Raw genomic sequence first — 26,570 nt, 5'->3', positions numbered from 1 at the left:
ATTAGAGAGCACTATAATTGTTCTCTCGAGGCCCTTATGCAAAGAAGCCCCTGAAACAATGCCGGCTCACTCTCTCCTCAAATGACTGAAAAAGGCCACAATTTCTAGGGCTCCATTTCCATCAAAATCCCCGGTAATTCCTTACAGTTCGCACTCTCCAAATGGAAAACACTCGGCTGATGCCCCTCTACGTAACGGTGCTCCAGATTTTCACCCGTGAGTAAAAGCAGGTATTCAGACTTGATCCAAACATCCCCCGACCGGTACTCGGTCAACCATAACAGTGAAGGCAGCCCCTCATAGCAATAGCCGTAAAACATACGGGTTTTTTCTACCAGCTTTTTCGTCATATAGTCGAGATACCTACCCGGATAGGTATAACGATCACCATCTGACTGGTTATTACCAACTACTTCACCCGGCCTGGCAATACGTCGTATATAAATCGCTAGATTCTCATCGCAATCAATGCAGTGGCGCCCTGCCACTATTGCGTAGCCATGCAGCTTCGCAACTAGGCGAACCTCCTTGAGGTCTGCATAAAGCTGCTGTTGGACAATTGGCACCAAGGGGTCGGCATGGAGGGGAAGGGGCGGGATCTGCAAGCAGACCATGATAAAAATATCGCGCATTATCATGGGGAAGGCAACCGCTGGTTTGGTAGCACCGCCGGAGACAAAAGCTCCACAGTTGCCTCGCGACGGCGCTGTGATTGGGGTGTGCTGTCACACAGTCGCGATTCCCTTCACCATAACCATAGCAGTTATCGGCATATTGGGCGCAAAGAGCCGCCTCCCAGGACTACCGGGAAGACATCCACCAGCAGCAGGTGCACTTTGAGGTCACAGCAAAACTATCTACCAGCCGCCATCCGCTTCTTGAACAGGGCCGACAAAAGTAGAGATGCCCTCTTCCCGCAAAGCGTCCAAGGCTTCCTCAAGGGCATCCTGCTCTGTCTCAAAGGCATCCTCCCACACGGTGGAGTTGTTATTCTCATCGACAATTTCGAGCAGCCAACCGCCCTCACCATCCTCGAATATATCGATTTGCACAGATACCTCGCCCTCGCGGTAGATCTGGCTCAATTCTGACTCTTTCGGTGCAAATTCTTCGCCCATGGGGTTCACCTCGCTATGACCCTGAAAATTCGGCCAGAACTTTGACAAGTTGCGGCTCCCCGGTCAACAAATATTGGTGTGCTGGGACAACAGCTGGAGCGCTTGCTAAATGTACGACAAGCTGTTTTTTTTGCGATAAAATGCGCGGCGATTTTTTCTGCCCCGGATTTACGCTCCGGACTGCATTTAAGGAAGTACCATGAATCAATTCGTTGTCTGTGCACTCTACAAGTTCGTCACTCTGGAGGACTTTGAGTCTCTGCGCACTCCCCTGCTTGACGTTATGCTGGAAAACCAAGTGCGCGGCACCCTACTCTTGGCCCGAGAGGGCATTAACGGCACTGTTGCTGGTTCCCGCGAGGGCATCGACACCATCCTCGCCTACTTGAAGTCAGACGAGCGCCTTGCCGAGCTGGATTACAAGGAGTCCTACACTGGCGAGATGCCGTTTCTGCGCAGCAAGGTCAAATTGAAGAGAGAGATTGTCACTATGGGCGTAGAGGGCATTGACCCCCGCCGAGTGGTTGGCACCTACGTCAAACCAAAAGACTGGAACGCCCTAATCAGCGACCCAGAAGTCGTTGTTGTGGATACCCGCAACGACTATGAATTCCAGGTAGGTACTTTCAAAGATTCTCTCAACCCCAATACCGAAACCTTCCGAGAGTTTCCCCAGTACGTCAAAGAGAACCTGAATCCAGCCAAACACAAAAAAGTCGCCATGTTCTGCACTGGTGGTATCCGCTGTGAAAAGTCCACCGCCTATTTGAAAGAACAGGGCTTTGAAGAGGTTTACCACCTGCACGGTGGCATCCTCAAGTACTTGGAGGAAGTACCCAAAGAGGAATCTCTGTGGGAGGGGGAGTGCTTTGTTTTCGATGAGCGCGTCACCGTCAACCACGATCTGGAGCGAGGCCAGTACGATCAGTGCAATGCCTGCCGTATGCCTATCACCAAGGAGGACCAGCAGTCAGAACAGTTTGAGCAGGGAGTTAGCTGTCCGCATTGCTATGACAAAGTGAGTGACGCCGATCGCCACCGCTTCCGCGAGCGTGAGAAGCAGATTCAACTGGCGAAAAAACGCGGGGAAAAACACATGGGACAAGATGCCCGCGATATGACTACCGCTAAACGCCTGCAGAAAAAAGAAGAGCGGCGCCGCCAGGTGGAAGCTCAGCAGGCCAAAGCCCAGCAGGCGTAGTAATCAGCGAAGTACCGGCCTGGGAGTGCCCTTGATCTGGGTGAGCCAGGCCTCAGCCTCAGCTTCGGCAACGAATTCCCGCGAGCTATGCCGGCACAGGCAGGTGCCGTCGGTCGACAGGGGGGAAGTACAGCGGTTGCGCGGATGTAAAACGGCAATATAAGCGCAGCGCAACACCGGGTGCTCGGCTATAAAGCTGGTGAACTGCCGCTGCTCCTCCAGGGTAACCCTCGTGCGCGCATAGCGCATATCCAGTAATACCCGCAAAGGTACACGGTGGCGGTACTTTTCTACCAATCGGGCAGCCGCCTCCATTTTTTCTGCAAATCCCACGGGCCCATAAAATAAAACCCGCGCTATACCCCCTATCGGTCGATAGCTAATATTAAAATTCATGGATGAAAGCACTCGCGCTTTTGTCTTTGTTATTTTTATCGACTACAGCTACTGCAATGCCTGATGTATGCCCTACCTGAGACCAACAACACGGTGGCCACCACAGGTTTGCACTCCTGATATTATTGCCCTCGGCGCAGTATGTCTGTACCACGCAACCGAGTGTTATCCACGAACCGACTAAACATCTCCCGGTATATTCCGTGGATTATCGCGGCTTTTCTGATTATCCGGGTTGTCCCTCCAATAAAAGTAAAATCACATAAATACCTTGACGATTGCCAAAGGATATTCAGCAGGAATACTTACTCTTTTTACCGCAGAGGCTGAATTCGAGCAGTCATAGGCAAAACTGCCATAAGTATCTACAGAATAAATTGGGTCTGTTAAAAAAATACTAAAACCCTGACGATTAACTCGGCAGCGTACCAATAAAGGCTAACAGGCACGCTAGCGCGAGCGAAGGCGCCGTAAATACAAAATCGCAATAAATAAATTATTTAAAGACCCATTTTTCAATGGCTCAACTGCGAGCCATCAACACAAGCCATTATTACGAATCTTTACAGAGACATGAAAAGCCTGCGTTAAATTCTGGCTTATCAAGATTGAGCGCTCCTGCAAAAACGAAATTTCACAGAGGCGCCCGAAGGAGTTCAATATAGGGAGTTTTGCCCCTTTAAAAAACCACAAAAAATAAAAAGTTAATGCTTTGTGATCAATATCGCGGTTGGGTTCAACTAATTTCGATTTCCGGCAGTTCCTCGTCGCTGCTGGCATTCAACCAAACCTGGGCTGCGGCTTTGCGGGCAATTTCCCGGTAGAAACCGGCAATTTCACCCTCGGGGTCTGCGGTTACACTGGGGCGACCACTGTCGATATCGGCGCGAATTTTCTGTGCCAGAGGCAATTCGCCAAGCAGATGGGTATCGTATTCCTCAGCGATACGCTCACCACCACCTATGCCGAAGATCGGCTCACTATGGCCACACTTGGAACAGGTATGAAGGGCCATATTCTCAACAATGCCAAGCACTGGTACCGACACCTTGCGGAACATCTCCACGCCTTTGATAGCATCCTTCAACGCCAAATCCTGTGGTGTAGTAACAATCACCGCACCAGCTAAAGTGGTTTTTTGCGCCAGAGTCAGCTGGATATCTCCGGTACCCGGGGGCATATCCACAATTAAATAATCCAGCTCTTCTTTGGCATCACACCAAAGTGTTTGTGTGAGAATTTGATTGAGTGCACCACTGGCCATGGGGCCACGCCAAACTGCCGGGGTATCCTCAGTCATCAAGTACCCCAAAGACATTGTCTCGATACCTAATGCATCCACCGGCACGAAGAACTTCTGTTCCTTCACATGCGGGCGGACCCCTTCAGTACCAAGCATGGTGGGCAGGCTGGGACCATAGATATCCGCATCAAGTAACCCGACTCGCGCACCCTCTGCCGCCAGCGCCAAGGCCAGGTTCACGGCTGTGGTGGACTTGCCGACGCCACCCTTACCAGAAGCAACTGCGACAATATTCTTTACGCCACGCAATGGCTCTGGAGCGTTGGCCGATGAGGTGGCAGGGATATCGCTGAATAATTCAAATTGCAAGCCATGGCCGCCTAGGGGACCACTCTTCATCAGGGGCTCACAGGCCTCGGTAACCCGCTTGCGCCAATGTACTTCCTGGCTTGCGCAGGGGTAGCCGAGGGTAATACCGACGTACACGGTATCATCTTCGTAGCCCACCTCAATATCTGCATCCAGTTGATCCAGCGGCAGGCCACTGGCCGGGTCCTGCAACTGACCAAGGCACTCTGCCAGACGCTCCAGTTCGGCCTGCACTTCCTTTGATAACTCTTCATGATCGTGGTGGTGATCGCTCACGGTATCTCCCTCTAGGTGCTTCTTGTCAGAAACCGCATTGTGTCGGATGAAGCGGCCTAGCGCCAGCGACGGGCTCAATCCCGACCGCTTTATACACGAGCATGGCCCACACCTCCCCGGCATAGTACAAATCTGCTATATTTCGCCGTCTTTTGACGATCTCCGGCCACTCCAGCGGAGCCTCCGGCCGCAACCCCACAGCGATGGAAAAACCGATGCCCGATACGCGCAAAATCCTAGTCACCAGCGCACTCCCTTACGCCAACGGCTCCCTGCACCTGGGCCACATACTCGAATATATTCAGACCGATATCTGGGCGCGTTTTCAGCGCTCCCGCGGTAACAACTGCCTGTACATTTGCGCCGATGATGCGCACGGCACCGCAATCATGCTCAAAGCTGAGCAGCTGGGTCTGACACCGGAGCAACATATCGCCAATATGCAGGCGGAGCACGAGCGGGATTTCGCCGACTTCCTAATCGGCGTGGACAACTACCACTCCACCCATTCGGAGGAGAACCGCGAGCTGTCCGCTATGATCTATCGCCGCCTCAGTGAAAATGGCCACATCGCTTCGCGCACCATCACTCAGGCCTTCGATCCGGAGAAACAACTCTTCTTGGCGGATCGCTATATCAAGGGCACCTGCCCCCGTTGTAGCACTCCCGATCAGTACGGTGACAACTGCGAGGCCTGTGGTGCCACTTACAGCCCCACGGAGTTGATTGATCCAGTGTCCGCCATCTCTGGCGCCACGCCGGTGGAAAAAGAGTCAGAACACTTCTTTTTCACTCTCCCCGCCTTTAACGAATTCCTGCGCAACTGGACCCGCTCCGGAACCCTGCAAGATGAAGTGGCCAATAAGCTAGCCGAGTGGCTCGAAGAGGGATTGCAGGAGTGGGACATCTCTCGCGATGCGCCTTACTTCGGTTTTGAAATCCCCGATGCGCCGGGCAAATACTTTTACGTATGGCTGGACGCCCCCATCGGCTATATGGCCAGCCTGAAAAATTACTGTGATAAAAATGGTAGCGACTGGCTCGATTACTGGAAAAAAGACAGCGATGCCGAGGTATATCACTTTATCGGCAAGGATATCGTCAATTTCCACGCCCTGTTCTGGCCTGCCATGCTGGACTCCGCCGATTTCCGCACCCCCAATAAGGTGTGCGTACACGGCTTCCTCACCGTAAACGGCAAGAAAATGTCCAAGTCCCGCGGCACCTTTATTAATGCCCGCAACTACCTGGACCACCTGAGCCCGGAATATTTGCGCTATTACTTCGCCGCCAAACTCACAGCCGGCGTGGATGATCTGGACCTCAACCTCGATGACTTTATCGCCAAGGTAAATTCCGACCTGGTGGGCAAAGTGGTCAATATCGCTTCACGCACCGCCAAGTTTGTCAGTAAGGCCGGTGGCAAGCTCGCCACCGAGCTAGCCGATGAGCAGCTGTGGAATCAATTTGTCGAGGCCGCACCGCGTATTACCGATTACTACGAGCAGCGCGAATACGCACGCGCCATGCGCGACATTATGGCCCTGGCCGATGCTGCCAATGCCTGGATCGCCGACAAAGCGCCCTGGTCCCTTGCCAAACAGGAAGGCACTGAAGCCGAAGTACTGGCGATTTGCTCTCAAGGCGTAAATATGTTCCGCGCCCTGATCACCTGGCTGGCACCGGTACTACCCAATACCGCGCAAAAGGCAGCGGAATTCCTCAACAGTGAACTGGATTGGACCCAGGCCACCACACCGCTAGCGGACCACGAGATCAAAAAGTTCAAACCGCTGCTACAACGGGTGGAAAAAACCCAGGTAGATGCGGTGATGGAAGCCGCGCAGGAATCACTGGCCCAGCTACAGGCTGAAGTCAAAGCGGCCTGTGGCCCGCTGGCAGAAGACCCTATCGCCGAGCAGATCCAGTTCGACGATTTCGCCAAAGTGGACTTACGCATTGCCCTGATCGCCAAGGCGGAACACGTCGAGGGTGCCGGCAAACTGCTGCGTTTGACATTGGACCTGGGCGGAGAGACCCGCCAGGTATTCGCCGGTATCAAGAGTGCCTATGCGCCGGAAGAGCTGGTGGGCAAGCACACCGTTATGGTCGCTAACCTGGCGCCGCGCAAAATGCGTTTTGGCGTGAGTGAAGGCATGGTGCTGGCCGCCGGTCCAGGCGGTAAAGACCTGTGGATTCTCGAACCCCACACAGGCGCCAAGCCCGGTATGCGCGTAATGTAATTTATTTTTGGGGTGGGCACTGTCCACCCTAGCGCAGCGATACCGCAATTAAACCGGCACATACCAGCCCCACGCCTAACAGCTGGGGTCTGTGTGCCGGCTCTCCCAACAGCCAGATAGCAAATCCCACTCCCAATGGAATACTGAGCTGGCGTAAAGCGACCACGTAGCTCACATTTTCCGTCATCGTCATCGCCAGCAGCACCAGTCCATAAGTCGCTCCCATCATCAAGCCGGTCAAGATACCAACCTTCAAATCCCGCAGATTTTCTAATAATTGTCCGCGTCCCACTCGACTCATACAGCCACATAGTAACCAGACTCCACTGACAAAAAACTGCAAGCCCAAGTAGCTATACGCCACCACAGCAGGTGTTACCGCGTCGCCAAGCGCCTCTTCCAAATAAAGCAGTGCGCCCTTATCTGCCAATGAATATCCCACCGTACCCAGTGCCGCTACCAGAGCCCAGGCGCAGTCCGCTCTCCAGTACACGCTCCAGTGCCATTGACGAAAATACACCAGCGGCACCAACAAACAGCCGATCGTCACCAACAACATGCCCAGCCAGGCTTGCCAGGGCAGAACCTGCCCCAACAGCACCGTTGCCAGCGCCACAAGGAGTACCGGCAGAGCCCGTGCGATGGGGTAAACCAGGCTGATATCGGCGCGCTGATAGGCCAATGCCAGCCCCCCCATATAAATCATCTGAAAAAAACCGCTGGCCAGTAACAACAACCAGAAAGCACGCGGCAGTGATTGAGCCTGTAACAGGACCCAGAGGCCAAGGGGGAGAAGTAGTAGACCCACACTGAGGGTGGCGATACAAAAAAAAGCTGGGGAGGGGGTGCGGGATTTTCCCAGTAAATTCCAGCCCGCGTGAAGAAATGCCGAGATTAAAACCAATGATGCTGCAGTTATCGATATTCCCATAAAGGCCCTCTTCATTTGTGACAGAAAGGCCCGTAAACAAACCGTAGCCAACCCTACAAGATCTGCAGCCGTCCTATAAAAGCCATTGCATTCGACCTCTGCTGACGTAGCATGCCGCTATCTCACACAGGAAATTGAGGAGATTCCATGCGCGGAGTATTTCTGGACGCAATGACCATGAAACTTGGGGAGTTGAATATACAGTCCCTAAAAAACAGTCTAGATCATTGGGATTTCTATGAGACCACCTCAGCCAAGCAAACCGCCGAACGTATCGCCGATGCGGACGTAGTTATTACTAATAAAGTGGTTTTGGACCGCACGCTTCTGGAGCAGGCCCGCTCTCTCAAGCTGATCTGTGTGTGCGCTACAGGCACGAATAATATTGACCTGCAAGCCGCACAGGACTTGGGTATTCCTGTGCGCAACGTGCAGGGATACGCCGGCGCTTCGGTACCACAGCACACCCTGGCACTAATTCTCGCCCTCGCTTCCCGCTGGCATCACTACCATCAGGACGTCATAACCGGCCGCTGGAGTCAGTCGGAAATTTTCTGTTTACTCGATCATCCTGTCGTAGAACTCGCCGGTAAAACCCTGGGAATAATCGGTTATGGTGAATTAGGGCAAAGGGTCGCCAAACTGGGGGAAGCCCTGGATATGCAGATTTTGGTGGCGGAATCCTTCAGTGGAGAAAAACGCGCTGACCGGGCACCACTGGCGCAACTTACAAAGGAATCCGATGTAATCAGTCTGCACTGCCCCCTCACGAAGCAGACGGAGAAATTGATCGATCGCGATTTTATCGCCAACATGAAATCCGGCGCACTGTTGATCAATACCGCGCGGGGCGGTTTGGTGGATGAGGAGGCCGTAGCCAACGCACTGCGCAGTGGAAAGCTCGGCGGCGCCGCACTGGATGTTTTGAGTGAAGAGCCCCCACCGGCGAGTCACCCCCTACTGGCCACTGATATTCCCAACCTGATTATCACGCCTCACAACGCTTGGATCAGCCGTGAGAGCCGCCAGCGCTTACTCGATGGTGTGGTAAACAATATTGAGGCCTGGAAACGGACACTCACACCATAAATGCCATCAGCCCCCCTGTAGAGACACCGATCAATAGCGATATAACTAAATTCACCAAAACAATTCGGAGTTATTTTTTAATACCCTAAATAAAGAGCCAATGCGCCTGTGAATTGATTGCTGCGACTATAAAATTCTGCGGCAATCATCCCCTGAAAAGGAGCAACCCGATGGCAACTGCAAGATCTCCACATAACTCCAGCAGGGATAAGCTGCAACAGGCCTATAATCTCGCAGGAGAGGCCGCTTCTGATGCTGCTGAAAACCTGAGACAGAGAGCGAGATCTTCTGTCCAGCAACAGAGGCAACGCGCTTCAGAGGTTATGGAAAAAGCGGAGTCTTCCCTGCGGGAAAGACCGATCCTCGCAGTCGGCTGTGCTTTTGTGGTCGGCTGGGCAATCGCCAAGCTTTTTAAATAAAGCCAAAGCGTTTGCCGTTTTAACCGGTAAGGAAACCGCCGATGGGCAATGGAGAAAAACGCCAGGGAACTGACCAGAATTCCGACCCGACCGCGCAACAGCGCGGGCGGGACGGTTCCGCTGAAGGCAGCGGTAACGGTGATAGTAGCGACACTGGCGGCAGTTTAGAGGAGACTATGGCTCGTGTTGAAGCCACTCTAACTCTTATAACTGCATGGATGGGTAATATTCAGCGCTTATTTCAGCTAGAGCTGGAAAGAACCCTAACAGCCGGGAAAAGGCTGATTTTTCTGCAGTTGATGCTGGTACCCCTGGGAACCGCACTACTCGTCAGCCTTTGCGGTGGCATTGGTTTGATTGCCTACTATTTTAGCCAATCGATCTATATCGGTTTCCTTGTATTTGTACTGATACAAATTGCCCTTTTCCTCGGTGTGTTGCTTTATCAGCAAAAGCTGCGCCCTCTGCTGGGATTTGAAGAAACCAAACGGCAGGTAAAAGAGGCCATACAAGATGTCGCTGAGACAATTAAATAGAGAAATTACACAATGCCGTGTGGACGCTGAAAAACAGCGTCGCAGTGCGTTGCGCTTGTTTGATCAACAGCAAAGGCAAATTAACCAGCAGCTGGGCAAAATTCCTATAGTGGCCATTCTCGGCGTCGCTTTTGCCGCCGGCTTTATTACCGAAAAACTCTGGCAGCTGCCACACACTTCACAAATCATTCAATTCGCACTCTCTATGCGCGCCCTATAAGCTATTTCGCTAAAGCTAAATAAGCAGAGAGACAACCATCCCACCCTGGGGGTGCAATAGACAAAACTGTCATTCAATCCTGCTCAGCTGTCTTTTTGCGCCATTTTGTCCTGGGTTTTTTTATCAAAATCACTGGCGTCATGGCGTTCATGGAGCTGCTTACTGGGATCCCCCCAGGTGCGGTTCACCATACGCCCACGCTGTACCGCCGGTCGCTGTGCAATTTCATCAGACCAGCGCACAAGGTGTTTGTAACTCTCGGTCTGCAGGAATTCACTGGCATCATAGGCCTCATTACGGATCAGGGCTCCGTACCAGGGCCAGATGGCTATATCTGCAATGGTGTATTCACGCCCAGCGATAAACTGGTGCTTAGCCAGTTGCCGGTTCAATACATCCATCTGCCGCTTTACCTCCATGGCAAAACGATTGATGGGGTACTCCAGTTTCTCGGGCGCATAGGCATAAAAATGCCCAAAGCCTCCACCGAGATAGGGCGCCGCCCCCATCTGCCAAAACAGCCAATTGAGAGTCTCGGTACGCTGCTCCGGTGTATGCGGCAGAAAGGCGCCAAATTTCTCTCCCAGATACAGAAGAATTGATCCGCTTTCAAAAACCCGAATTGGTGGTGTCGTACTGTGGTCCACCAGGGCTGGGATCTTTGAATTCGGATTGATATCCACAAAACCACTGCCGAATTGCTCACCCTCAGTGATGCGAATCAAGTGGGCATCGTATTCCGCCCCTTCAACCCCCAGTGCCAGAAGCTCCTCCAGCATAATCGTAGCCTTGGCACCATTGGGGGTTCCCAGGGAGTACAGTTGCATCGGGTGCTTGCCCCGAGGTAATTCTTTATCATGGGTGGCACCCGCTATAGGGCGGTTAATTTTGGCAAACTGCCCACCACTTTCCGCATCCCACTTCCAAACCTTGGGCGGAGTATAGGGTTGATCCGGCATTACAGAGCTCCAACTGGTGTTACGGGTTAATCCAATAGAGATAAGGGCATACTCCCCGAGAGTAAAGGGTCGCGCCAATAAATCCATGGAAACCTTAAATCGCCTCTCGCAAGCATCGCGCACTAGCCCAGAGGTACCCACTATTCTCAAAGCCAGAACCTAGCTTGGCGCCTTGCAGGGGTCCTCTGCTGCCAGAAGATCCCCGACTGAGTTGAAGGCCCCCCGCGACTCACCCATAATACCGGCCCTGCGCGACATTCGACGGAGCCCCAGGCCCTCTGCCTCTCACCGGGGCACCTCGACTCCGCCAAGGCGCTAGCATCATTTTGTTCCTGGGCTTCAACCGGACCTGATATGACCGAATTTGCAGTCATCCTGCTCAGCACCATCCTGGTCAACAACTATGTGTTGGTGCAGTTTCTTGGGCTGTGTCCCTTTATGGGTGTCTCCAACAAACTGGAGACCGCCGTGGGTATGGCTGGCGCCACCACTTTTGTACTCACACTGGCCTCAATCTGCTCTTACCTGGTGAATACCTATTTGCTTGAGCCCTTTGGCATCGAATACCTGCGCACTATTTCCTTTATTCTGGTGATCGCGGTAGTGGTGCAATTCGCCCGTATGTTTATCGAAAAAACCAGCCCACTGATGTACAAGGTTTTGGGCGTTTTTCTGCCGCTAATTACCACGAACTGTGCCGTACTGGGCGTAGCGCTGCAAAACACCATGAAGGCCCACACATTTATACAGTCCACCCTGTATGGCTTTGGCGCCGCGGTAGGTTTCTCCTTGGTATTGATTCTTTTTTCCTCCATGCGCGAGCGATTGTTTGCCGCGGATGTACCGCTGCCATTTCGCGGCGCCGCTATTGGCATGGTCACCGCAGGGCTGATGTCCCTGGCATTTATGGGCTTTAGCGGTCTGGTATAGGGTTACGTGATGCTGGACTGGATTTCTGAAATTTCCTCCCCCCTGCTGGTACTCGGCGGTATGGCTCTGGTGTTTGGCGCCCTGCTGGGATTTGCCTCCATTCGCTTTAAGGTGGAGGGGGACCCTCTGGTAGAACAGGTCGATGCCCTGCTGCCGCAAACTCAGTGCGGGCAGTGTGGCTATCCCGGTTGCCGTCCCTATGCCGAAGCAATTGTGCATGGCGACGCCATCAACAAATGCCCCCCAGGCGGTCAAGCCACCATCAACGAGCTGGCCAACCTGCTGGATATGGAACCCATGCCCCTGGATGCAGAGCACGGGGTCGAAGATGTAAAAAGAGTGGCCTTTATTCGCGAAGCCGAATGTATTGGCTGCACCAAGTGCATTCAGGCCTGCCCGGTGGATGCCATCGCCGGCGCAGCCAAATATATGCACACCGTAATTGCCGACGAATGTACTGGATGCGATCTCTGCGTAGAGCCCTGCCCCGTGGATTGTATTGATATGGTGCCCGTAGATATGCCGCTACAAGATTGGCATCCACAAAAGCCCGAAGACGGTATCCAGCTGATTGCCACCGACCGTCGCCCGCAGCAAACAGATCAACGGGGAGGTGCAGTTTGAACCCCGAAAATGAAAACCGCACAGCGCTACAGGAAAAAAACCAGCGGCGCGAAGCGGTAGAGGAGCGTCGCGCCGCCCGCGAGGCACAACTAATCGCCAGCGAAAAGGCGCGGGAACTGCGCCCCAACGATTTCCACGGCGGCGTACATCCACCGGAAAACAAGCAACAGAGTACCGGCGAACCCATTGGCAGCATTCCCCTGTCCGAGGATTTGATTGTGCCTCTGCTGCAACACAGTGGTGCCACTGCATTGCCCCTGGTCAAACTCGGCGATGATGTACTAAAGGGCCAAAAAATTGCCGAGGCGGATGGCCTGATCAGCAGCCCTGTGCACGCCCCCAGTTCCGGTAAAGTCATGGCCATAGAGCCCTGCGCCGTCCCCCACCCTTCGGGGCTCGCCGAGGACAGTATTGTGATCCGTACCGACGGCGAGGAGCACTGGTGTGAACTGCAACCCTGTGAGGATTACACCCAGCTTTCGCCTGTTGAGCTTCTGGAGAAAATTCGCGACTGCGGCATCGCCGGCATGGGCGGTGCGGGCTTCCCCACCGCGGTAAAGCTCGATCCCCACGGCGGGGCGGAAATCGACACACTGATCATTAACGGGACAGAGTGCGAGCCTTACATTACCGCCGACGATATGCTGATGCGCGAGCGCGCTGAAGAGATTATCGCCGGGATTGGCATCATCTCTTATATCCTTGATGAGCCCGAGCGCGTATTGATCGGGATTGAGGACAATAAGCCGCAGGCCATTGCCGCCATGCGCGAAGCCGCCAGAGATACCCGCTTTGATATCGTGGTGTTCCCCACCAAGTACCCCTCTGGTGGGGAAAAGCAACTTATCCAGATTCTCACCGGCCGCGAAGTACCCAATCAGGGCCTGCCGGCCAATGTCGGCATCGTCTGCCAGAACGTGGGTACCGCCAGGGCCATTTATCGCGCCGTTCGCTATGGTGAACCTCTAATCAGCCGGGTAACCACAGTTGTTGGGCAAGCCCTGGAGCGCCAGCGCAATATCGATGTGCCCATCGGTACTCCCATTCACCATATTCTCAAACACCACGGTATCCACCGCGGCCAGATGCAAAAGGTGATTATCGGTGGTCCCATGATGGGTTACACCATTGACGATGAGCGCGCCCCTGTAGTCAAAACCACCAACTGCCTATTGGTGCCTACCAACCAGGAGTTGCCACCAGCACCGGTAGCCAAGGCTTGTATTCGCTGCGGTTACTGCGCCGAGGCCTGCCCAGCTTCACTGCTGCCACAGCAGCTGTACTGGTATGCACGAGCCGATGAGCGCGAAAAGCTGCAAGCTTATAACCTGTTCGACTGCATCGAATGCGGCGCCTGCTCCTATGTCTGCCCCAGTACGATTCCGCTGGTGCAGTATTACCGCGCTGCCAAAGGGGCAATACGCTTGGCGGAGGAGGAGAAAGAAAAGTCCGACCGCGCCCGCGATCGTTTTGAGTTCCGCAAGCTCCGTCTGGAAAAGGCCGAGAAAGAAAAAGAAGCCAAACGTGAGGCACGCCGCAAGGCAGCCGAACTGGCGCGCCAACAGCGCGAGCAGAGCCCTGAGTCCGAGGAAGCCAAAGAGAGCAAGCAACAAGCAGATATCGTCGCCGCTGCCCTGGCCCGGGTTAAATCCCGCCAGGAAGATCCCCAGCAGCTGCTCGCCCGTGCCCAGCGCACCTTCTCCAGCGCCGAAAGCCGCGTCGAACGCCTGCGCAATAAGGTGGAGGCCGCAGAAGAAGGCCAACGCGACCAGCTGGCAGCCCAACTCAAGGCTGCCGAGTTAAAACTGCAGGAAGCCGAACACAAGCTCACCCTGGCCAGGCGTCGCGCCGATCGCGATCCCGCCAGGGAACCCAGCCAGGAAGAGACCAGTGCCGCCGTGCGCGCTATCACTAAGGCGCGTGCCTCGGCAGAAGCTCGCTCTCAAATGAGCGATGCCGAGCGACTCGCCGCAGATATCGAGGCCCTGCAGAAGCGTCTCGGCAAAGCCGAGGCAAGGTTGCAAAAAGCCAAAAATGAAAATGATGCCAACCTGGCGGCCTTTGAGACTGCCTTGGAAAAGCTGCAGAAAAAGTTGGAAGACAAGATGCAAGAGCAAAAAGCCGCACAGGATGGTCGCCAGTAATGTCCTTGATGCGAGCCACCTCCCCCCACGCCCGCTCCGGCGATAACACGGCCAAAGTGATGTTGCAGGTAGCGGCCGCCACCGCACCAGGTGTTCTGGCCATGGTGATTTATTTCGGCATCGGCGTGTTGATCAATATTGCCTTCTCTGTAATTACCGCTCTGCTGTGCGAAGCCGCAATCATGAAACTGCGGGGCAGACCCGTGGCTTTCTACCTGCGTGACTACAGTGCCATGGTCACGGCACTCTTACTGGGCATTGCTCTGCCTCCATACTGTGCCTGGTGGTTGCCGGTAGTCGGCAGCGCCGTGGCCATCGTATTGGCTAAACAGCTATATGGCGGCATGGGGTACAACCCTTTCAATCCAGCCATGGTGGGTTATGTGGTTTTGCTGATCAGTTTCCCGGTGGATATGACCCGCTGGGTTGGCGCGGCGGATGTGATCGGTGGTGCACCGGATATTGGCGAGGCCATCTCCCTGGTCTTTGGCAGTTACAACGTGGATGGTTTCACCCGTGCCACCCCCCTGGAAATCGTGCGCCTCAACGAGTCAGTGTTGCTGTCACAACTCTACGAGATGGAACCGGTTTTCAGCCAGGGGACTTTTGCCGGGGCCGGCTGGGAAACCATCAGTTTCGGGTTCCTGTTGGGCGGGCTTTTTCTATTGTTTCGCGGCATTATCACTTGGCACGCGCCAGTAGCCATGCTCGCAACCCTGACCCTGATCTCTCTGTTTTTCTACGACAGCGGCAGCTCTCTTTCCGAGGGCTCACCACTGCTGCACCTGTTCTCCGGCGCTACCATGTTCGGGGCCTTTTTCATCATCACAGATCCGGTCAGTGGCTGTACCAGTAATAAGGGGCGCCTGATCTTCGGCGCCGGTGTTGGACTCTTCACTTATATTATCCGCGCCTGGGGCAGCTACCCGGATGCCGTGGCCTTTGCGGTACTGCTGATGAACTTTGCCGCACCCACCATTGATAATTACACCCTGCCACGCACTTATGGCCACAAGCGGGCGCGTCGCGCTACTGACTTGGAGGAGCACTGATGCTCAAGCAGTCTATGGCCACCAATGCCGTTGTGCTGACCCTGTTTGCCCTGGTCACTGCAGGCACTCTGGCAGTGACCCAGATCACCACCCGAGAGCCCATTGAACGGGCGATACGCGCAGCCTCTGCCAAAGCCCTGCTGGAAATTATTCCTCTGGATCGCCACAGCAATGACCTACTTGTGGACACCTATCCAATTCCCAAGACCTACTGGAATCAACTAGGGCTCTCTCAGGGTGGCGATATCAACTTAGCGCGTGGCAAAGACGGTAAGATTTCAGCGGTCATTGTACCGGCGGTGGCACCAGACGGTTACTCAGGCCCGATCAAAATGCTGGTAGGCGTCAACCGCGATGGCACCATAGCTGGTGTACGGGTCACCAGCCACAGTGAAACGCCGGGCCTTGGTGATAAGGTCGAACTTAAAAAAAGTGATTGGATTCTTCAGTTCGATGGCCTCTCACTGAAAAACCCACCCTCTAGTGAGTGGAGAGTTCAAAAAGATGGCGGGGTCTTCGACCAATTTACCGGTGCAACGATCACCCCCCGCGCAGTGGTTGCTGAAGTACATCAGGTGCTGGAGTTTGTCGCCAAAAACCATCAGCAAATATTCAGTGCACCGGTGTCCAAGCGAGCCGTTGAGGTGGAAAATCCTGAAGCGGAAAATACTGATGAGGCTCAGCCCAATACGGAGCAGAATTAATGGCGACCCCCGGTTACGCAGAAATTACCCACAACGGACTCTGGAAAAATAACCCCGCCCTAGTTCAGCTTTTGGGGCTCTGCCCCTTATTGGCAGTTACTGGCTCAGTGGTCAACGCTATTGGTCTGGGGCTCGCCACCACTGGGGTACTCACCTGTTCCAACTTGGCAGTTTCCCTAGTACGGAAACAGATGCCCGACACCGTGCGTTTACCCGCCTCGGTGATGATCATCGCCACCTTCGTCACCTGTGTCGAACTCTTGATGAAGGCTTTCACTTATGAGCTCTACCTGGTGCTGGGAATTTTTATTCCATTGATTGTTACCAACTGCGCCATCCTCGGCCGCGCCGATGCCTTCGCCAGTAAAAATCCAGTGCTGCCGTCACTGGTCGATGGTTTTATGATGGGGGTTGGCTTTACCGCAGTGCTGATTGCTATCGGCGCCGTGCGGGAAATACTCGGCCAGGGCACTTTGTTTTCAGATATGGATTTGCTATTGGGGCCTATGGCCAAAGACTGGAGCCTAAACTTGCTGGGAAGTAATTATCCCGGTGTGCTGGTGGCGGTGTTACCGCCCGGTGCATTTCTGGTAGCCGGTCTACTGATTGCAGCGAAAAATGCTATTGATACAGGTATTGAACGGCGCCGCAGTCAGCAAATCAGAATTGTACCTGGCTCCAAACGGGTGCGCGTTACTGGAAAAATCTCTTAAGATTGCCCCAAACAAGCCCTTATTCCCTACGACAATCGTTTAGTGTAGCGAAAGCTATTCGATTGTCGCTGACCCACTTGCCGAGTAATTGTCATATTCCGGTGAGAAAAAGACCTAGGATTGACGCCTAAATCTTTATTTTCTGATTCAATAAAAGCCCCCTATACAAAAGTGCACCATATTGAGGAGATTCACGTAGAAAAACCACAAGTGAAGCCTCTGACTTGTGCAATCTTCGTGTAATCGAATGTAATAGCTTTATTCTCTCTTTTTGAATTCGTTTGGCTAGAATGGCACGACCGAACAGCTTGCTAGAGCGATCGGAGCCAACACAAAAAGAACAGGGATACTGCTATGACTGTAGACAATGGAAAGTCTGATCTGGTCTATCACGGCCGCCGCGCACAGCGAGCCGACAGCCGCCTGCGCCGCAAGGCCATCCTAGAGGCCACCCTGCGACTAATCGTAAAAGAGGGGATTCGCGGTATCCGCCACCGCGCCGTAGCTCGCGAAGCGAATGTACCACTGGCCGCCACTACCTACTATTTTAAAGACCTCAACGATCTGATCAGTGATTCATTCACTTACTTCGTTGAGCAGGGATTGGAAAGCACACGCCAACTTCAAGAAGAAAGTTTCAATGCGGCTCGCAACCTCTCCTCACAAGAGCGCGCATCGAGTAGTAGTCACAAACTGTTGGTGCAGCAGCTCACCCGCTTCATCCTCACACATGTGCGCAACCAGGCTGAAGATCGTGACCGCCGTTTGGTTGAGTTGGCCTTCCGCAATGAGGCGCTGCGCAACGAGCAACTGACGCGGGCGGTACGCATGTCAAGCCATGCGAGAGAGTCCCTAATTCAGGAATTCTTCCACTTGCTGGGCGTTGTTGATCCAGAAGCCGCTGCGCAAATCGCTCACGGCACTATTCTCAAGTTGGAATATGAAATTTTGAGTGGCTCCATTGCACTGGATTCCCCATTGCTTGAGCGCACAGTCACCATGATGGTTCGCGGCTTAATTCCTGCAACAGCTACCCAAGTTGCCGAGACCGCAGCATACGGCTGAAATATAAAGACTATCTCACAGGTTAGCGGCACGGTGCCCAAACACTGTGCCGCCTTCTTCCTTAAGTGGCCAGCCTGATATCACTCACTGCACTATGAGCAGCTTCCCGACATAGCCGCCACCCACTGGCGTAGTAAGCTCACCCCCTCTTCATGTACCAAACTTCGCCCTAACTCCGGCATCATCGCGCCCGGATCGCTGGACTCTACACGGAAATTCAAAATTGAGTGATCCGGCTCTCCCGGTACTATGGCAAATACCCGTCCTCCACTGCCAGTACCCGCCGCTACTGGTGGTTTACACAGGCCCATCTTGCGCCAGTCTGTTTCACTGTGATGAAGCATCAGCCCCGATGTGTCAGCGGCACCGGCCGGGTTATGACAGTGACCGCAGTTGATATCGAGGTAAGCGCGAGCTCTATCTTCTAGCGATTTTGAAGTATCTGCATAACTAGCCTGGCTTGGTAGTGATATCAGCGCGGGAAGCCCTTTGAGATATCCCACTTTCTGCCAGTGGGATAACTGATTCTCTGTTCCACTAAGATAGGTAAAATCTCGATTTAAGTGTCTTGCTCTCGGGCCGAGTGGAGAAATCTTCTTTCCAGTAAAGTTGTCAGCATGGCAACCGGCGCATTGATTGGCATCGGGCACCACATAAGTAAATTCTGAGACATCCCCAGAGTCGTTCACCAGTTTAAAATGTGTGGTATCACCAGCGATTTCATAAACGGCTTCAGTTTGAGCCGCATTCCAAATATAGGGGATCGCCTGCCAGCCCCTCTGACGTTTTACTAACAGACGGGTCTCAATCAAGCGCACAGCCCGCATATCCAAAGCTTCTCCACTGCGCCCCTCAAGGTAGTCCCGAGTAAAATTATCGGTGCGCAGAACTGTATCACCCTCTCCTCTTGGATAGTAAAAAGTCTTGGTAAGTACCGTGCCCACCGGATACTCAAACTGCTCCTCGCCATACTCTGCCGAGGTGCCGGCGGGCATCCACACGGTTCGCAGTTTATGGGCGTAATCGGTAAAAAGCCCAGTATTTAAATCGTACGGCAGCACACCTGCGTTGGGGATCAAACCGTTATCAATAATATTGACCAGATTCCAGTCACTAAGCCTCTCAGGAATAGCATCTTCAGCGAATAATTGAACTGGGGCTTGGGCTTTCTCGCAGCCACTAAGGGTGACCATTAATGTAGCAATAAGGAGAAGGAAAGAGCCCACCAAACATTTCCACTTATTCATTCCCCCCCTCCAAGACAGCCAAATGATCTCCCGCGTTTTTTTCTTTATCTGGCCGGTCAAATTTCAAAACGACCTCTGGTAGCTTTTTCAGACGGCACTGATGAGCAGAAATATCTGTGGAAATATTCTGATAGTTATTTTGGAAATCAATATTCAATATGCCCACATCCGTGTTGTCAATGCATAGCCGAAGGTGGTCTGGCAGGGCGCCCTCAAACATTTTCTTGCTATCCACAACACCATCCCAAAGTACATCGGGCAAGCTTCCACCCAGTCCAAAACGCGCTAACTTTAGCGCCTTAAGTTCCAAGTGGTCTGGTGATGAACCACCTCCTGCAAAGTGATTGTTATAGATATAAATACCTTCCGGATATGGATCGAAGTCTGCCTGAGTCGACTTATCGCTGTAATAACCCGCAGTAAAGTAGCTACTCACGATAATATTAGCAGTATCATTATCCGCAATCTTGTTATCAAATATCTCAACCTGATCATTGGAATTAATCACGATACCCGATCCTGCAGGAACTGCAGCCACAGGGGTTCCTTCATGCCCAAAGTTTTTTACATTGTTTTTAAATATATCGTTATCATAAATACGCGTACTATGCCCAGGCTGAGGCAAATTTGGCATATTAAAAACCAGAATACCCCCCGTATTATTGGTTGCCACATTACCATACACATCAGCACCGATAGTATTTTCTATTTCGATGCCCGCCACATTAAACTCAGCGCGATTGTTTCGCACAATCACATTGCGAGACTGACCGACATAAATGCCAGCATCTGAGGCGCCAATAGCTACTGAACCTTCCACCAAGGTGTTTCGTGTCTGCACCGGATAAATTCCATAGGCACCATTTTCTGTAGATGGACCATTAGTCCACTCAACACGAATATTACGAATAATAATGTTTTGCCCTTCATTAATTTTTAAGGCATCACCCACCGTATCCTCTATTGCCAAGTTTTCTATCGTGAAATCGTTGGCATTGACCAACAGTCCCTCAGCCCCTTGAATTTGACTTTTAAATGAGAGGATAGATTTATCCATTCCCATACCACGAATAGTGACATCATCAACATTTAGAGAAAGACTACGATCAATCTGAAATTCCCCTTCAGGAACAATAATGACATCACCTGGCTTAGCAGCAATAAGTTGCCTCAACAGTTTTTTCTGAAAATCAACGTCATTAGTTGCAGGATTTGATTGAGGGGCTTTCTTCTCTCCGCAGGCGGAGACTAGTAATAACGTGAGAGCCACCCCGATGTAGGACAAGGTCTTCATGCTTCACCCTTTGTTTGAATTATTGTTTGTAGCTACTACATCTGGCTTTGGTAGGTACGAATGTACCAATTAAGTCGCGCAAAAAAACTTGCTAGGCAAGCTTCTGCATACTATCTGACCCCTAGATACCCTTCAAGACACTATTATTATTTGAAAGACTAGAAAACATATAGGGTACCAGCTTGGCGCTTCATGCAACCAATTATTGAAAGCACGTTTGCCCGTACCCCACATTCCCTAAGGAATCGCAATCAAGATGGAATTTCGTAAGTTGATTTTAATGCCATTTGCCCTTCTAAGTTTTCAGGTGCTTGCTCAACCGACTTTAAAGATTGAGATTACAACCCCAGAGGGATGGCAGTTTCATACTCGACAGATATTGAGTAAATTAACCCTAAGTAAGGAATCTAAGTCTACATCTGCCCAAACAGCGCCCTCGGAGTACCAGGCAATTCGCTGCGATGGCCCCTGGGGGGCTGTAAAATATACTATCCCCCTATTAAAGGGCCCCGGCATTAAAATCTTATATGGGACAGGTAGTCTTTTTCTGCAAGTTATTGAATATTCTGTTGACAGTAAAGAAGGTGCCATTTATTCAATGAGTATTCAATGCATTGATGTCGAGCCCACACAGATAATCAATGCGATCACTGAAATTGAACTCACTATTGGAAAAGAAGCTTCTGAGCAATTGGAGCTCAGCAATGGCTATATTCTTAAGTACCATTACAAGCCTGGCTGAAGAATTTACAATAATTTAGCTGTTCAGAAACCTACCTATTTTTTCATAAGCATCTGCACAAATATCTTTGAGCAAATCTTCAACATTTAAAAATCCATGTATAACACCCTCAAAGTGTATATATTCAGCGTGCACACCAACTGACCTCACCCTCTCAAAGTAAAGTTTACCCTCATCACACAAGGGGCAAAACTCTGCTGTTATCACCAGAGTTTTTGGCAGCCTTTGAGTAAAATCCATATAAAGTGGAGATGCCGACTTTCTACACTGGCCATCCCGGAAATATTTTTCAAAGAACCAGTAACATTTCTCAGCTTCTAGAAAATATCCTTTCCCGTATTTTTGGTAAGATTGACAGCCTGCCGTATAGTCAACACAAGGATAAATGAGAATTTGTTTGTCTATATAAATGCCAGTGTCAAATTGTGCTATATGCGACAAAGTTGCCGATAAAGAACCACCTGCAGAGTCTCCCGCTACTGAGAGTAACTTTTGATAGTCGATCTTGTGTCGGGAAAGGCTCGCCCAAACTCCACGAGCTACAGCGCAAGTATCTTCAATATTGGCTGGATAAGGATTTTCTGGAGCAAGCCGATATTCTGGTGCCACCACAATATGCTGTGTAGCTATCGCCATTTTACGACAAATAGGGTCATAGGCTTTAACACTATCCAGCATATGACCACCCCCGTGCAGATATAAAAGAACCGGTAGTGCCAAGCTCGAATTAGGGTTAAACATCCTCACAGGGACATTGTATCCACTGGTATAGATTTCATCATCTATCACCTGGTCAATGTCCGGGATGTCTGTAACATATTCCTGTATTATCCTTTCCGACCTCTCGCGAGAGTCGATAACACTAAAGGCATGACCTTTGGCTGTACGCTCTGATAACAACTCATTGCATACTCTGAGAAATTCAGAGAGGTTCGGATTTACTTTCCTCAAAAGAGACCTCCAAAGAGTAACAGCACCCATAGTGTTTTGGTGCAAAAAGGAATATTACAATTGAGTTGAGATAAAATAGATTCAAGACAAGCTGATAAATGAAGGGGTAAGCCAGCCGGCTCAAGTAAAACCGACTGGCAGATAAACACAAAAATTCACAGGTAGTGATCTGTGAAAAATAAAATCAGTGGAAAACAGGAGCGGACACATAGCTCCAGAACAATACCGTGCCTACCATAATTATTACAGCGATAACCAGGGAAACAGTAATAATTGCACTGGCAAAAAGAAATCCTCGCTCCTCTGAGACACCCATAACAATAGGAATCCCCAGGTAAAGTAGATACACCGCATAAGCTACCGCCACAGTTGCCAACAAAATATCCAACCACAACACTGGATAGATTCCCGCAATACCTGCCAAAAATATTGGAGTCGCTGTAAACCCTGCCACGACTACACCTTTCATCGGGTGCGTTTCTGCACCATAGGTTCTCGCCATCCAGTGAATTAAGTAACCAATTGAGACAACCGCCAATACCATCGTACAATAGAAAACCGCTACCAATTCCAACGCACTCTGGCCGGTTATTCTTACCGGATTCCCATTGCCGATACTCCAACCCACCTGAGTAGTGCCAAAATACCAGGCGATTGCAGGGAATAGTGCCAAAATAATAACGTAGGAGATTTGTCGGCGAAGTTTTTTCTCGGGGAGGCAGCTAATCAACTCCCACTGCTTGCGAGGTTGGAGCATCAGGCCGAACATATGGGTCAACATTCTGTTTTCCTCAGGTTCTAGGGAACTCTGAGTGCGACCTATCTAGTCAAATTGATCTTGGAACTGCCGGTCAATATGAAGGTACTACCAAAAGGCCACCCCAAAAGCTCCAGTGCGTTTCTTCTTGTATCGAGTTACTTGTAGGAGCAACAGTCGTTCAAGTCAACCGTAGAAAAGAGATTGGCGGGAATGCTTACATGCACGTTTCTCGCGGAAACATTTTTAAAGCGTGAGGTGATACCAAACAACCCCAGACTAAAGGGAAAGAGGCAGAAGTAGAGAAAAATCAAATGCTGCCATGCTAATTTCGCTAATTAAAAAAGTAACCAGCCACCAACCCACAGCCGGTTACTTTTAATTATTTAGATAAGCTCAGAAGCTCGCAGGTTCAACAGTCTGCATCCAGCCAAAGCGGTCCTCTGTCCGCCCCTCTTGAATATCCAGAAGCGCCTGACGTAAAGCTTCGGCCACAGGACCTGGAGCCTGCTGCAGCTCATAGCAATGCTCTGCATCACCAATAACGCTAATAGGGCTGATAATAGCAGCAGTACCGCAGGCAAAAGCCTCTGTGCAGCTGCCAGAAGCTATCTGGCTGAGTAATCGATCAACCGGAATGGACTCCTCTACGACCTGGTAGCCCAGGCTTTCGGCCAGCTCCAATAGTGAATAACGGGTAATACCCTCCAAGATGGAGCCGGTCAGTGCTGGCGTATGCAATGTCCCTTCAATTACCGCAAAGAAGTTCATGCCAGAGAGTTCATCTACGCTGTTTCGGTCAGACGGATTGAGCCATAGAGACTGATCATAACCGCGCTCCTTGAGCCGCCCTACGCTCAATAGAGAGGCCGCGTAGTTACCGCCAACCTTGGCATCCCCTGTGCCACCCACTGCGGCGCGTGCATCTTCCCTCTCCACCCAAAGACGCATGCTACCGGAGTGGTAAGCCTCTGAGGGACTGGCAATCACATAGAACTCATAAGAGCTGCTAGCAGATACGGTAAGGTCCGCCTGGGTGCCAATCAGAAACGGCCGCAAGTAGAGAGACTCGCCGCTATTACCGGGTACCAGGTTGGCACAATAGGAAGCAACAGTACGCACGGCATCGAGAAACAGGGATTCTGGCACCGGGGGCATACACAAGCGTTTGGCAGAATAGGCCATTCGCTCAGCATTTTTCTCGGGACGGAATAGAGCAATACCACCAGCCTGGGTCCGGTAGGCCTTCATTCCTTCAAAACACGATTGAGCGTAGTGCAGCACTTTTGCTGCAGGATCTATCGACAAGGGTGCATAGGGAATCAACTCACCCTGACTCCAACAACCGTCCTGATAAACTGCACGAAACATTATAGGGGCCATTGCCGTCCCGAAGCCCAGCCTCTCGGGTACTTCATATCCACGCAGGCTTGCGGCCACTTCGGGATCGATATTGATGCTCACCGGCACTCTCCTCTCATTCGAATCGGCTGATTATGGCGCCTGCCGGCCAGCAATCCAAATGTAGTGACCACAGACCCCATGGCTTTAGCCGTTTTCACCTAATCAAACCTATTCATATAGGATGAAAATCCAAATACTCCTGTTCTTACCCCTGCAGCGCAGAGCCATCGAGTAGTCACTTAAATTTACTCTAAAAATTTTTGGCACTTACTTGCCGACCTTCGGCACTGCTATTTCTCCCCAGCTGCTAAACCGAAAGAGTGCCCGCAGGCATCCCGGTAACCTATTCACCGGTTGGTTGAAGTCTCCGTCACAATCCCTCTGATGACAGACTGTGCTGGCTATACTGTTTAATACGCAGCCAGGAGCGCAAAAATAAGCCTCCGGATGCGGCTTCTCTGAGCGGCTATGAGTAAAAAAGACGTGCCTTCAGAGTTGTAACAGAACCACATTTCAGGAGAGAGCTTCCACCGTATCTGTCGGTTTTCCGGCGATCGGGCGGAGACGAGATCCACACCCCTGCGTGATGGCTAAGGCCTATTGCACAGCTGTGGGCAAAGTAAACCGGAATGGAAGTGGTTCAATCGTGACACAGATAGATACCTGCAATCGCCTTGCTATCGGCTTGATGTTTACAGCCACAGCACTGCTGTGTAACGGCGCCATTGCCGCAGATGACGCCACTGCGAATCCAGATCCGAAAGGCCCTCCCCAGGCCTTTATTGAAGCCGCTTCCAAACCGCTGAAAAAAAACCGAAGACAGCTGCGCCCCTCAGAGGCTGTCGAATATTACCGTGAACGCATTGAAGATCTTGAAGCTGAGTATGGTGCCTATGGTATCGGTATTGATGAACAGCTGCTGGGCCTGGCCACTGCACTGCAGAAAGCTGGAGCCCATGAGGAAGCCGCCACCGAATTCCGCCGTGCAATGTTAGTTAATAGAGTGAATGAGGGCCTCTATTCCCTCAGTCAGATACCGATGATTGAACGCTTGATAGAAAGCCAGATTGCGTTGAATCAATGGGAAGAAGCCAACGACAACCAACAGTATCTCTACTGGTTGCACGAAAAAAATTACGGTAAAAAAGATCCGCGGATGTTGCCTGTAATCAATAACCTGAGTCGCTGGCACCTACAGTCTTATGTTGAGAAGAAAGGTGAGACTCTGGTCGAGCACCTAATCAACGCCACCAAGCTCTACACCCTCGCGGTCGATATCATCAGCAAAAATTTTGGCTCCAACGATCTGCGTCTAGTGGACGCACTACGCGGGCTGAAAGCAACGAATTACTATCTCGCCAATTACAAAGGAGAGGCCCAGGCGCCGCTCGTCGTCAATACCAGCTTTGGCGGCGGCCCCGATGTAAGTCAGCGCAGTATGGTAGATCACTATCGAATGAAGAGCTTCAATACTGGCAAAAAAGCGATTACCCGAATCGTCGATGTCTACCAGCGCAACCCTCAATCACCCCCGGCCGCATCTGCAAAAGCAAAAGTCGAGTTGGGCGACTGGTATATGATGTTCAATAAATGGCATTCCGCGCGCCGCACTTATGGAGAGGCTTATAAATCTCTGTGGGACAATGGTGCCTCCAGCGATGAAATTGAGGATATTTTTGGTCGCCCGATTGCACTTCCTGCCCTGCCGATTTTGGAATCGGAAAGCAAAGCCCTGGCCAACTCACATATCACTGTTTCTTACGATGTCACTGCCTTTGGCAAAGCACGCAATATTAAAATCCTCAGAGCCTACCCATCCGATAAAGTACAGATTCGCTCCAAAGTCCGAAACATACTTAAACGCGCCAAATTCCGGCCGCGCTTTGAAGATGGTGAAGCGGTAGCAACACGCGGTATTGTTCAGCGCTTTGTTTTCGATTGAG

At 51.7% G+C, this 26,570-nt stretch carries 26 protein-coding genes; 15 read left to right on the top strand and 11 right to left on the bottom strand.

Features of this window, described 5'->3' with window-relative positions:
- Positions 1–104 precede the first annotated feature (104 nt).
- Positions 105–638 carry a hypothetical protein gene (locus ACJJIO_RS13225; RefSeq protein WP_444908719.1) on the bottom strand — a complete coding sequence of 178 codons (534 nt, stop codon included), beginning with the start codon at positions 636–638 and terminating at the stop codon, positions 105–107.
- A 219-nt stretch (positions 639–857) separates the two neighbouring features.
- Positions 858–1,118, bottom strand: coding sequence for a hypothetical protein (locus ACJJIO_RS13220; RefSeq protein WP_252084598.1), 261 nt, complete (start codon positions 1,116–1,118; stop codon positions 858–860).
- A 199-nt stretch (positions 1,119–1,317) separates the two neighbouring features.
- Here ACJJIO_RS13220 and trhO point away from each other — a divergent pair, with 199 nt between their 5' ends.
- Positions 1,318–2,319, top strand: coding sequence for an oxygen-dependent tRNA uridine(34) hydroxylase TrhO (trhO, locus tag ACJJIO_RS13215; RefSeq protein ID WP_444908718.1), 1,002 nt, complete (start codon positions 1,318–1,320; stop codon positions 2,317–2,319).
- A gap of 3 nt (positions 2,320–2,322) precedes the next feature.
- Here trhO and ACJJIO_RS13210 read toward each other — a convergent pair whose 3' ends face one another.
- Complete coding sequence (locus ACJJIO_RS13210) at positions 2,323–2,715, bottom strand: hypothetical protein (protein WP_252084596.1); 393 nt, start codon at positions 2,713–2,715, stop codon at positions 2,323–2,325.
- A 736-nt stretch (positions 2,716–3,451) separates the two neighbouring features.
- On the bottom strand, positions 3,452–4,603 hold the full coding sequence (gene apbC / locus ACJJIO_RS13205) for an iron-sulfur cluster carrier protein ApbC (RefSeq protein ID WP_252085959.1): 1,152 nt from the start codon (positions 4,601–4,603) through the stop codon (positions 3,452–3,454).
- A gap of 215 nt (positions 4,604–4,818) precedes the next feature.
- Here apbC and metG point away from each other — a divergent pair, with 215 nt between their 5' ends.
- On the top strand, positions 4,819–6,846 hold the full coding sequence (gene metG, locus ACJJIO_RS13200; protein ID WP_444908717.1) for a methionine--tRNA ligase: 2,028 nt from the start codon (positions 4,819–4,821) through the stop codon (positions 6,844–6,846).
- Positions 6,847–6,874: 28 nt separating this feature from the next.
- Here metG and ACJJIO_RS13195 read toward each other — a convergent pair whose 3' ends face one another.
- Positions 6,875–7,777, bottom strand: a complete 903-nt coding sequence (locus tag ACJJIO_RS13195) for an EamA family transporter (RefSeq protein ID WP_444908716.1) — start codon at positions 7,775–7,777, stop codon at positions 6,875–6,877.
- A 147-nt stretch (positions 7,778–7,924) separates the two neighbouring features.
- Between ACJJIO_RS13195 and ACJJIO_RS13190 the strand changes: the two genes are divergently transcribed.
- From ACJJIO_RS13190 to ACJJIO_RS13175, 4 genes are all read left to right on the top strand, one after another.
- Positions 7,925–8,866, top strand: coding sequence for a D-2-hydroxyacid dehydrogenase (locus tag ACJJIO_RS13190; RefSeq protein WP_444908715.1), 942 nt, complete (start codon positions 7,925–7,927; stop codon positions 8,864–8,866).
- Between the two features lie 170 nt (positions 8,867–9,036).
- On the top strand, positions 9,037–9,285 hold the full coding sequence (locus ACJJIO_RS13185; RefSeq protein ID WP_252084591.1) for a hypothetical protein: 249 nt from the start codon (positions 9,037–9,039) through the stop codon (positions 9,283–9,285).
- A 41-nt stretch (positions 9,286–9,326) separates the two neighbouring features.
- Positions 9,327–9,821, top strand: coding sequence for a hypothetical protein (locus ACJJIO_RS13180; protein WP_444908714.1), 495 nt, complete (start codon positions 9,327–9,329; stop codon positions 9,819–9,821).
- A complete protein-coding gene (locus ACJJIO_RS13175; protein WP_444888031.1) occupies positions 9,799–10,041 on the top strand; it encodes a hypothetical protein in 243 nt (80 codons plus the stop codon). The genes ACJJIO_RS13180 and ACJJIO_RS13175 overlap by 23 nt, the downstream gene beginning before the upstream one ends.
- 83 nt (positions 10,042–10,124) lie before the next feature.
- Here the strand turns inward: ACJJIO_RS13175 and yghU are convergent, their stop codons facing one another.
- Positions 10,125–11,000, bottom strand: a complete 876-nt coding sequence (yghU, locus tag ACJJIO_RS13170) for a glutathione-dependent disulfide-bond oxidoreductase (protein WP_444910995.1) — start codon at positions 10,998–11,000, stop codon at positions 10,125–10,127.
- Between the two features lie 354 nt (positions 11,001–11,354).
- Here yghU and rsxA point away from each other — a divergent pair, with 354 nt between their 5' ends.
- The 7 genes from rsxA to ACJJIO_RS13135 all read left to right on the top strand — a co-directional run bounded on the left by rsxA (position 11,355) and on the right by ACJJIO_RS13135 (position 18,232).
- A complete protein-coding gene (rsxA, locus tag ACJJIO_RS13165) occupies positions 11,355–11,930 on the top strand; it encodes an electron transport complex subunit RsxA (protein ID WP_444883780.1) in 576 nt (191 codons plus the stop codon).
- A gap of 9 nt (positions 11,931–11,939) precedes the next feature.
- Positions 11,940–12,554 (top strand): electron transport complex subunit RsxB, encoded by a 615-nt coding sequence (gene rsxB / locus ACJJIO_RS13160; protein WP_444908713.1) that lies wholly within the window; start codon positions 11,940–11,942, stop codon positions 12,552–12,554.
- Positions 12,551–14,698, top strand: coding sequence for an electron transport complex subunit RsxC (gene rsxC, locus ACJJIO_RS13155; protein WP_444908712.1), 2,148 nt, complete (start codon positions 12,551–12,553; stop codon positions 14,696–14,698). Before rsxB ends, rsxC begins: the two co-directional genes overlap by 4 nt.
- The gene (locus ACJJIO_RS13150) at positions 14,698–15,750 is read left to right on the top strand and encodes an RnfABCDGE type electron transport complex subunit D (RefSeq protein WP_444908711.1); all 1,053 of its coding nucleotides are present in this window, start codon (positions 14,698–14,700) and stop codon (positions 15,748–15,750) included. The genes rsxC and ACJJIO_RS13150 overlap by 1 nt, the downstream gene beginning before the upstream one ends.
- Positions 15,750–16,454 (top strand): electron transport complex subunit RsxG, encoded by a 705-nt coding sequence (gene rsxG, locus ACJJIO_RS13145; RefSeq protein ID WP_252084586.1) that lies wholly within the window; start codon positions 15,750–15,752, stop codon positions 16,452–16,454. The genes ACJJIO_RS13150 and rsxG overlap by 1 nt, the downstream gene beginning before the upstream one ends.
- Positions 16,454–17,167 (top strand): electron transport complex subunit E, encoded by a 714-nt coding sequence (locus ACJJIO_RS13140; protein ID WP_444899076.1) that lies wholly within the window; start codon positions 16,454–16,456, stop codon positions 17,165–17,167. Before rsxG ends, ACJJIO_RS13140 begins: the two co-directional genes overlap by 1 nt.
- 354 nt (positions 17,168–17,521) lie before the next feature.
- Positions 17,522–18,232 (top strand): TetR/AcrR family transcriptional regulator, encoded by a 711-nt coding sequence (locus tag ACJJIO_RS13135; RefSeq protein WP_252084584.1) that lies wholly within the window; start codon positions 17,522–17,524, stop codon positions 18,230–18,232.
- Positions 18,233–18,324: 92 nt separating this feature from the next.
- On the opposite strand, the gene ACJJIO_RS13130 is transcribed toward ACJJIO_RS13135, so the two are convergent.
- Entirely contained in the window at positions 18,325–19,479 is a 1,155-nt protein-coding gene (locus ACJJIO_RS13130; protein ID WP_444908710.1) for an SO2930 family diheme c-type cytochrome, read from the bottom strand.
- The gene (locus ACJJIO_RS13125; RefSeq protein WP_444908709.1) at positions 19,472–20,773 is read right to left on the bottom strand and encodes a parallel beta-helix domain-containing protein; all 1,302 of its coding nucleotides are present in this window, start codon (positions 20,771–20,773) and stop codon (positions 19,472–19,474) included. The genes ACJJIO_RS13130 and ACJJIO_RS13125 overlap by 8 nt, the downstream gene beginning before the upstream one ends.
- Before the next feature lie 256 nt (positions 20,774–21,029).
- Here ACJJIO_RS13125 and ACJJIO_RS13120 point away from each other — a divergent pair, with 256 nt between their 5' ends.
- Positions 21,030–21,515, top strand: a complete 486-nt coding sequence (locus tag ACJJIO_RS13120) for a hypothetical protein (protein ID WP_444908708.1) — start codon at positions 21,030–21,032, stop codon at positions 21,513–21,515.
- A 15-nt stretch (positions 21,516–21,530) separates the two neighbouring features.
- Here the strand turns inward: ACJJIO_RS13120 and ACJJIO_RS13115 are convergent, their stop codons facing one another.
- The 3 genes from ACJJIO_RS13115 to ACJJIO_RS13105 form a co-directional block, all read right to left on the bottom strand.
- Positions 21,531–22,466 carry an alpha/beta hydrolase gene (locus ACJJIO_RS13115; protein ID WP_444908707.1) on the bottom strand — a complete coding sequence of 312 codons (936 nt, stop codon included), beginning with the start codon at positions 22,464–22,466 and terminating at the stop codon, positions 21,531–21,533.
- 184 nt (positions 22,467–22,650) lie between these two features.
- Positions 22,651–23,247: a Yip1 family protein gene (locus ACJJIO_RS13110; protein ID WP_252084579.1), complete on the bottom strand. Its 597-nt coding sequence runs from the start codon at positions 23,245–23,247 to the stop codon at positions 22,651–22,653.
- 372 nt (positions 23,248–23,619) lie between these two features.
- Positions 23,620–24,687 carry a branched-chain amino acid aminotransferase gene (locus ACJJIO_RS13105; protein ID WP_444908706.1) on the bottom strand — a complete coding sequence of 356 codons (1,068 nt, stop codon included), beginning with the start codon at positions 24,685–24,687 and terminating at the stop codon, positions 23,620–23,622.
- Positions 24,688–25,273: 586 nt separating this feature from the next.
- On the opposite strand from ACJJIO_RS13105, the gene ACJJIO_RS13100 reads away from it, so the two are divergent.
- On the top strand, positions 25,274–26,569 hold the full coding sequence (locus ACJJIO_RS13100; RefSeq protein ID WP_252084577.1) for a tetratricopeptide repeat protein: 1,296 nt from the start codon (positions 25,274–25,276) through the stop codon (positions 26,567–26,569).
- The last annotated feature ends 1 nt before the right edge of the window (position 26,570 follow it).

This window comes from Microbulbifer mixtoriginis (SeqCode) (assembly GCF_052467235.1).
This window is presented reverse-complemented; position numbering and strand designations above follow the sequence as displayed.

Bases quoted from the DNA above. Each gene is read 5' to 3' on its own strand.
- ACJJIO_RS13225 (WP_444908719.1), bottom strand. From the start codon at position 638: ATGATAATGCGCGATATTTTTATCATGGTCTGCTTGCAGATCCCGCCC.
- ACJJIO_RS13220 (WP_252084598.1), bottom strand. From the start codon at position 1,118: ATGGGCGAAGAATTTGCACCGAAAGAGTCAGAATTGAGCCAGATCTAC.
- trhO (WP_444908718.1), top strand. From the start codon at position 1,318: ATGAATCAATTCGTTGTCTGTGCACTCTACAAGTTCGTCACTCTGGAG.
- ACJJIO_RS13210 (WP_252084596.1), bottom strand. From the start codon at position 2,715: ATGAATTTTAATATTAGCTATCGACCGATAGGGGGTATAGCGCGGGTT.
- metG (WP_444908717.1), top strand. From the start codon at position 4,819: ATGCCCGATACGCGCAAAATCCTAGTCACCAGCGCACTCCCTTACGCC.
- ACJJIO_RS13195 (WP_444908716.1), bottom strand. From the start codon at position 7,777: ATGGGAATATCGATAACTGCAGCATCATTGGTTTTAATCTCGGCATTT.
- ACJJIO_RS13190 (WP_444908715.1), top strand. From the start codon at position 7,925: ATGCGCGGAGTATTTCTGGACGCAATGACCATGAAACTTGGGGAGTTG.
- ACJJIO_RS13185 (WP_252084591.1), top strand. From the start codon at position 9,037: ATGGCAACTGCAAGATCTCCACATAACTCCAGCAGGGATAAGCTGCAA.
- ACJJIO_RS13180 (WP_444908714.1), top strand. From the start codon at position 9,327: ATGGGCAATGGAGAAAAACGCCAGGGAACTGACCAGAATTCCGACCCG.
- ACJJIO_RS13175 (WP_444888031.1), top strand. From the start codon at position 9,799: ATGTCGCTGAGACAATTAAATAGAGAAATTACACAATGCCGTGTGGAC.
- yghU (WP_444910995.1), bottom strand. From the start codon at position 11,000: ATGCCGGATCAACCCTATACTCCGCCCAAGGTTTGGAAGTGGGATGCG.
- rsxA (WP_444883780.1), top strand. From the start codon at position 11,355: ATGACCGAATTTGCAGTCATCCTGCTCAGCACCATCCTGGTCAACAAC.
- rsxB (WP_444908713.1), top strand. From the start codon at position 11,940: ATGCTGGACTGGATTTCTGAAATTTCCTCCCCCCTGCTGGTACTCGGC.
- ACJJIO_RS13150 (WP_444908711.1), top strand. From the start codon at position 14,698: ATGTCCTTGATGCGAGCCACCTCCCCCCACGCCCGCTCCGGCGATAAC.
- rsxG (WP_252084586.1), top strand. From the start codon at position 15,750: ATGCTCAAGCAGTCTATGGCCACCAATGCCGTTGTGCTGACCCTGTTT.
- ACJJIO_RS13140 (WP_444899076.1), top strand. From the start codon at position 16,454: ATGGCGACCCCCGGTTACGCAGAAATTACCCACAACGGACTCTGGAAA.
- ACJJIO_RS13135 (WP_252084584.1), top strand. From the start codon at position 17,522: ATGACTGTAGACAATGGAAAGTCTGATCTGGTCTATCACGGCCGCCGC.
- ACJJIO_RS13130 (WP_444908710.1), bottom strand. From the start codon at position 19,479: ATGAATAAGTGGAAATGTTTGGTGGGCTCTTTCCTTCTCCTTATTGCT.
- ACJJIO_RS13125 (WP_444908709.1), bottom strand. From the start codon at position 20,773: ATGAAGACCTTGTCCTACATCGGGGTGGCTCTCACGTTATTACTAGTC.
- ACJJIO_RS13120 (WP_444908708.1), top strand. From the start codon at position 21,030: ATGGAATTTCGTAAGTTGATTTTAATGCCATTTGCCCTTCTAAGTTTT.
- ACJJIO_RS13110 (WP_252084579.1), bottom strand. From the start codon at position 23,247: ATGTTGACCCATATGTTCGGCCTGATGCTCCAACCTCGCAAGCAGTGG.